Raw genomic sequence first — 6,752 nt, 5'->3', positions numbered from 1 at the left:
GTTACGTGATTCCGAGCCGCAACGGAGACAGCCTATTTTACTTTACGAATTGAAGTGTGTTTAATTTTTAACGCATTTTGCCGTTATTGCATTGTGTTTTTTGCCCTATCAGCAGTTTTTTCCTGCTCCTTTATGCACACGCGGCTGACCCTGTAGGAGTACAAAAGAAATGCCGTCATGACGATGGACAGGGCTGCCACAATAATCCAGGCAATGTTGTATGAGCCTGTCAAATCATAGGCTGACGCAATCAGAGGGCCGCCCAGGGCATATCCCACGCTGGGAAACAGACTCAGGAATCCATAGATTTCTGCGTAATGTTTTGTGCCGAAGATACCGCTGGTGATAACCGGAGCGCTTACAGTTCCTATACAGGTCCCGAATCCAAACAATATTGCCATCAGGTACAGGAAGGGCTGATGTTTAATAAATATCAAACAAATAACGGAAAGAAAAAACATGGTATTTCCAAATAGTATTCCTGCCTTCACACCATACCTGTCATAAATATGTCCCAGTACCAATTTTCCGGGAATGGCAATAAACAGGTACAAGGAGGCGATGGAGGCCGCTGTGGTGGTTGCATATCCGGCATCCATAACCGAGGCCGGTATCTGTGTAATGACGGCTGCAGTGGCTGAAATCAGCGTGCATCCCAATACAAAGCACCAGAACATGGGCTTTTTCTTTACTTCCTTCAGCGACACATTCCACTCCCGCTCTGTTTTCCTGGCCTTTCCTGTCTCTCCCTCCTCATCCGCGCCGTATGCCTTGGTCCCCATATCAGCGGGAGTCCGCCTGATGACAAGCAGTACCAGAGGAACCAGGATAACCAGCCTGGTTATGCCCACAGCCTTATATGTAAACCGCCATCCCTGGGATGCGATGAGGTTTCCGATTATGGGGCTTAATATGGTTCCGCCTATACTGGATCCCACCATGGCAATACTCATAACCAGTCCCCTCTTTTTCCTGAACCAGTTGGTAATCAGTACGCTGACCGGAATCATAGTTGAGCCGCATTCAAAAAATCCGATACAGGCTGCTGTCACGTAAAACTGGGGCAGGGTGCTGGCAAAGGAATAACAGTAGTACGCCAGACAGTTTCCAATCATACACACCACCAGGGCTTTGTGCATGTACGGCTTTGACATGATCTTTCCAATGAACGGCGACATAAATGCCATCATCAGGGCTGCAATGGTGCTGACCAGCGCATATCCGCTCCTGGTAAATCCCAGATCCTCTGTCACCGGTTTTGTGAACAGGCTTGCGCAGCTCACCAGAGGCGCATACCCCAGCCCCATAATCAGGATACAGGTCAGCAGTATAAGCCAACCGTAAAAAAAGCGTTTGTTTTCCGCCATATTGTCCTCTCTTTCCCCAGACATGTTCTACTGGTTTCCATGGAGGTCCAGCCATCTCATGGCTGTCCCGGCATAAATAGCAGCGCCTTTGACAAGGGCAGACTCATGAAAACGCACCTTGGGATTATGCTCCACATACCGTTTTGAAACATCCTCGATACCGGCTCCAATGCACATATAGCTGGCTGGTATTTTTTGGGAAATATAGGCAAAGTCCTCCGATCCCATCACATGATAAGCGCAGACCGCCTTCAGCTCCGGCTCCAGCTCCTTAAGCCCTTCCACAATCTCCTGGTTCAGCTCCTCATTGCACCTGACAATGGGAATATCGCTTATCACCTCAATCTCCGCCTTTGTGCGGTAGGCCCCTGCCACGGAAGGTACAATTTCATTCAGCCGTGCAATCAGATGAGACATTGTTTTTTCGTCAAAGCTCCTCATGGTTCCCTGCAGGACGGCAGTCTCAGGAATCACATTGGAGGCGCTGCCCGCGCAGAACTGTCCGATGGTCAGGGCTGTCTCTGAGATGGCCGGGCACTCCCTTGCAATAAGCTCCTGCAGCGCCAGATAGACATGTACGCCTGTATTGATGGGATCAATGCATTTTTCCGGCCTGGAACCATGTCCGCCCTGTCCTGTCAGGGTAATCCTGAATCCATAGACCCCCGCCATGGGAAGGCTTCCGTAGGCAACATATTCCGGGGACATCTGGGCTGCCACATGCATGGCGAAGGCGCTGTCCACCTTTGGATGGTCCAGCACGCCTTCCTCAACGGCTGCCCTGGCTCCCTGGAAGGTCTCCTCTCCCGGCTGGAACAGAAGCTTTACCTGGCCCTTAAGCTCAGACTCATGCTGCTTCAAAAGCCTTGCAGCTCCCAGCAGCACGGTAGCGTGAAGATCATGTCCGCAGGCATGCATCCTGCCGTTTCGGGACGCAAATTCCTCCCCTGATTCTTCCTGAAAAGGCAGGCCGTCCATATCGCTGCGCAGCATAAAGCATCTGCTCCCTTTTCCAAGAATTCCAACCACGCAGGAACCATTGACCTTAATCTCATAAGGAATCCCCATCTCCTCTAACTTTTCCCGAACAAACGTACTTGTATCAGGCAGCTCCAGCCCCAGTTCCGGCATGGTGTGAAGCTTGCGCCTCCAGGCAATCAGATCTGCCTCCATGGTTTTTGCCTCTTCCAGTAATTCTCTATACATTCTTTTACCCCTTTCCTTCAGACAGGCTCTTTGATTTTTATAACTACTTCTCCGGAGTTTCGTTAACTTTTATTTATTTCTGTGATATAATCTTACCATAGCTCCCGGGCATTCGGTTATTCCGAATATTTTATGGGTTATAACCATTTTATTATTAGGCAAATTGTACACAAAAGGGGTAACATCATGAATTTCAGCCATTTAGAATATGCAATGACCGTGGCAGAATGCCGGTCCATCAACAAAGCCGCCCAGAGGCTGCTGGTCTCCCAGCCCTATTTAAGCGGAGTCCTTAAGAATCTGGAGGAGGAACTGGGCTGCCAGCTATTCAAACGCAGCCACAACGGAATCCTTCTGACAGAAAAAGGAATAAAATTCATGGACAGTGCCCGCATCATACTGTATGAATATGAGAAATTAAAACAGCTGTCCTGGGATGAAGCAGAACAGCCTATGGTGATTTCTTCCTATTTCGTATCCAATATTATGAGGCTTTTTCTGGAATTTAAAAAACAGTCTGCCAAACAGTTTCCGGACCGTCTGACAGAAATGGGGAACCAGGAGGTCTTGGAGTCGGTTGCGGCAGGCCGTACGCGTCTTGGTTTCATTCTCTGCGCCGTAGAAAAAAAGGAAAAATACCTGAGGCTGGCCAGGGACTTCCACTGTTCCTGCGAAGAGCTTATGACTTCCATTCCGCTGTATGTAATGGTTTCCAGGGAGCATCCTCTCTATAAGAAACCTTCCGTATCCATAAAGGAATTGTTTGACTATCCCTACGTGCATTTCAATGATGTCTCCGCCATCTCCTACCTGAAGTTAGTCGGCCTGTCCGACCATCCCAACCGCCTGGAGGTAGATAACCGCGGGCAGTTCTTTGATGCCATCAGAGAGGGCCAATACATCTCCCTGTCAGTCAGAGGCAAAACCTCGGATGGACGCGGATTCTGTTTCGTGCCAATCAGCGACAAAAACCTGTATCTGAACCTCTATTTTGTGACCCAGACAGACTACAGGCCTAATAAAAGGGAACGGGAATTCATACGGTTTCTGCGGGATTTTGCAGCCTTAGACGGACAGACGCCCTGACAAAAAAGGACCGTAAAAGAGAGGACAGCCCACTGTTTCTGGCGCTGTCCCCAATGCTGTTTCTTCTATAATAATATATTTTTAGCTTCCAACGCTCTAGCTTCCAACTCTTTCCGCCAAACTCAGCTCTCTATCAGCTTCATCACATCCGCCGGCCTTACCGGAATCCGCTTCACCTGTTTTCCCACTGCATTGGATACCGCGTTTGCCACTGCCGCGGCCACAGGTACCACAGAACACTCGCCTATGCTCTTGGCCCCAAAAGGACCTGACTGCTCAATCTGTTCCACCAGCCCCACTTTAATGGGAGGCATCTCCTGTGCGTTCAGCATGTGGTACTGTTTTAAGGTGGTATTCTTTACCTTTCCCTTATCATCCAGTATAAAGCCCTCTGTCAGGGCATAGCCAATTCCCATCTGGACCGCGCCCTCAATCTGGCCTTCCACGCCCATGGGATTAAGCGCCTTGCCGATGTCGTGGACTGCCGTGTAATCCAGTACCTTTACACTGCCGTTTTCCATATCCACCTGGACCTTGGCAAAATGGGCTCCATAGGATACGGCCATGGCGCAGGAGGCAAATGTGTCCGCGCAGCAGATATCCCTGCCATGGGCCTGCTTTGCATATTTGATCACCTCTGCCAGGGAGGCAGACGTATCAGGCCTGGAAATGCAGTAAACCCTCTGATCTTTTAAATCCAGCTCACTCTCATCCACTTCCAGCAGGCCGGAAGCCTCCTTAAGAAGCTCTGTTTTCACCTGACCGGCAACCTTTAACGCTGCGCTGCAGCTCACAAACGTACCTCTGCTGGAATAATTTCCCATATCCCAAAGCGTTGCATCGGTGTCGGCCTGGACACATTCGATGTGCGGCATGGGGATGCCCAGTATCTCGCTTACCACCTGGGTCTGGGTGGTTACGGAACCATTTCCCATATCACTGACACCGGTAAACATCACAGCCGTGCCATCCTCATTCATCTTGATGATGACTCCCGTTGTATCCGGTCTTACGCCGAATACACCGTTGCCGTGGGCTGCAACAGCCATGCCCACGCCGATTCGGTACCTGCTGTCCGCGGCATCCTCCTGTTCCCTGACAGCCTCCTCGTATCCTGACAATTCCATTCCCTTTAGTACACAGTCAATGGGCCTGGGATTTCCGTGGGGCAGGCCGTCCCTCTGGTCAAACCCATCCGGCTCCACCAGGTTCTTAAGCTGGAGCTGGATTATGTCCATGCCCAGATCCTTTGCAATCCTGTTCAGCTGGCACTGCTGGGCAAAGAACTCCTGGGGAGAACCAAAGCCTCTCATGGCTCCTGCCACAGGGGTGTTTGTGTACACCGGCACAGCATGAAACCGCAGGTTTGGTGTCTTGTGGTTCTTAAAATATTTGCCGCTCATGGCCCAGACAATGCTCATGGTTCCGCCTGCATACGCTCCTGCATTCACAATGACATCCATTTCCTGTGCCACGATGGTGCCGTCCTTTTTCATGCCTGTTTTCAGATGGAGCTTCATGCTGTGGCGGTTCCTGGATGAGGGAATATCCTCTCTCCTGGTGTATACCAGGCGCACGGGACGTCCTGTCTTCATGGCCAGAAGGGCCGTGACAGGCTCTGTCACCATATCAATCTTCCCGCCAAATCCCCCTCCGATTCCGGGGTTCACCACCCTGACCCGGCTCATGGGGAGACCGAAAATCCGCGACAGATTGGTTCTGTGCCCGAACACATCCTGGCTGGGCGTGTAGACGGTGAGCTTGCCGCTGCTCTCATAGACAGCCAGGGATGTGTGCGTCTCAATGGCCCCATGATGGATGGCAGGTGTTTCAAAGTCGTCCTCGTAGATATAATCCGCTTCCGCCATCCCCTTCTCTACATCCCCTGCCTCCTGGACCACTTCCTCGATCACATTGGAATCCTTGTGGATGGGATATGCCCCCTCCTTCAGGGCATCCTCCGGCTCCAGGTAATACGGCAGCTCCTCGTATTCCACACGAATCAGCTTCAGGGCCTGCTCCGCTATCTTTGCTGTGTCGGCTGCCACGGCTGCCACTTTGTCTCCCACATAGCGCACGGTGCTGTCAAATACCCGCTCCGTTTTCTCTCCGTCAATCTCCTCGCCGCAGCTGTTGAACAGGGCATCCGGCGCATTCTTCCAGCACACAACCGCCCGGACCCCTTCTAACTGCTCCGCCTGGCTGGTGTCTATGGATTTGATTCTGGCATGGGCCACAGGGCTGAACAGCACCTTTGCATGAAGCATATGGGGAAGAGTCATGTCTCCAACGTACTTAAACTGTCCGGTCACCTTCAGGGCAGCATCCCTCACAGGCATATCCGTGCCAATCACTCCGTTTTTGGGCGTCTGTAATTCCATCCTCTACTTCCCCTCCTTCTGCATCCGGCTGGCTGCCAGCTGAATGGCCCTGACGATTTTTACATATCCGGTGCATCTGCACAGGTTGTTGGAAATACCGGCTCTTATCTCTGCCTCTGTGGGATCGGGATTTTTGTCCAACAGCGCCTTGGCCGACATGATCATTCCCGGTGTGCAGTAACCGCACTGGACCGCTCCCACGTCAATAAATGCCTGCTGGATTGGATGAAGATGGATTCCGTCCGATAAACCTTCCACGGTCTCAATGGTCTTACCCACTGCATTCCTGGCTAGGACAAGGCACGAATTCACTGCCTCCCCGTCAATAATTACCTTGCAGGCACCGCAGTCCCCTGTATTGCAGCCGCATTTCACGGCTGTGAGCTCCAGTTCCTCCCGCAGTACATAAAGCAGAGTCCAGTTTTTTTCAATTGCCACATTGTAGTTTTTTTTGTTAATATTTAAACATATCTGTTCCATCTAACCATCTCCTGTCTGTCCCGGTATCCTTTTCTGGATAAAAAAAACATAAGCATGTCGGCCTTTGGTAAAGAAAGGTCTCCAAACTTATGTTCCGCAGTATGATATAAAAAGCCCAAGCTTTGCATTTATCTATATATTTCCTGATTATACCAATTCAGCTATAAAAGTCAACATTCTCGAAAAAGATTGTCGCTTTATCACAACAGAGAACGACTTTTTTAAGCACTTT

At 50.6% G+C, this 6,752-nt stretch carries 5 protein-coding genes; 1 reads left to right on the top strand and 4 read right to left on the bottom strand.

Annotated elements, in window-relative coordinates:
* Nucleotides 1-83: 83 nt before the first annotated feature.
* Both LI015_RS21680 and LI015_RS21675 read right to left on the bottom strand, forming a co-directional pair.
* Entirely contained in the window at nucleotides 84-1,367 is a 1,284-nt protein-coding gene (locus LI015_RS21680) for an MFS transporter (protein ID WP_002569387.1), read from the bottom strand.
* A gap of 27 nt (nucleotides 1,368-1,394) precedes the next feature.
* A complete protein-coding gene (locus tag LI015_RS21675) occupies nucleotides 1,395-2,573 on the bottom strand; it encodes a M20 metallopeptidase family protein (protein ID WP_007037761.1) in 1,179 nt (392 codons plus the stop codon).
* 186 nt (nucleotides 2,574-2,759) lie between these two features.
* On the opposite strand from LI015_RS21675, the gene LI015_RS21670 reads away from it, so the two are divergent.
* The gene (locus LI015_RS21670; RefSeq protein WP_002569389.1) at nucleotides 2,760-3,659 is read left to right on the top strand and encodes a LysR family transcriptional regulator; all 900 of its coding nucleotides are present in this window, start codon (nucleotides 2,760-2,762) and stop codon (nucleotides 3,657-3,659) included.
* 122 nt (nucleotides 3,660-3,781) lie between these two features.
* On the opposite strand, the gene LI015_RS21665 is transcribed toward LI015_RS21670, so the two are convergent.
* Nucleotides 3,782-6,040, bottom strand: coding sequence for a xanthine dehydrogenase family protein molybdopterin-binding subunit (locus LI015_RS21665; RefSeq protein ID WP_227126361.1), 2,259 nt, complete (start codon nucleotides 6,038-6,040; stop codon nucleotides 3,782-3,784).
* A gap of 3 nt (nucleotides 6,041-6,043) precedes the next feature.
* Nucleotides 6,044-6,520 carry a (2Fe-2S)-binding protein gene (locus tag LI015_RS21660; protein WP_002571186.1) on the bottom strand — a complete coding sequence of 159 codons (477 nt, stop codon included), beginning with the start codon at nucleotides 6,518-6,520 and terminating at the stop codon, nucleotides 6,044-6,046.
* Between the last annotated feature and the right edge of the window lie 232 nt (nucleotides 6,521-6,752).

This window comes from Enterocloster sp. 210928-DFI.2.20, from assembly GCF_020554465.1.
GTDB lineage: Bacteria > Bacillota > Clostridia > Lachnospirales > Lachnospiraceae > Enterocloster > Enterocloster bolteae.
This window is presented reverse-complemented; position numbering and strand designations above follow the sequence as displayed.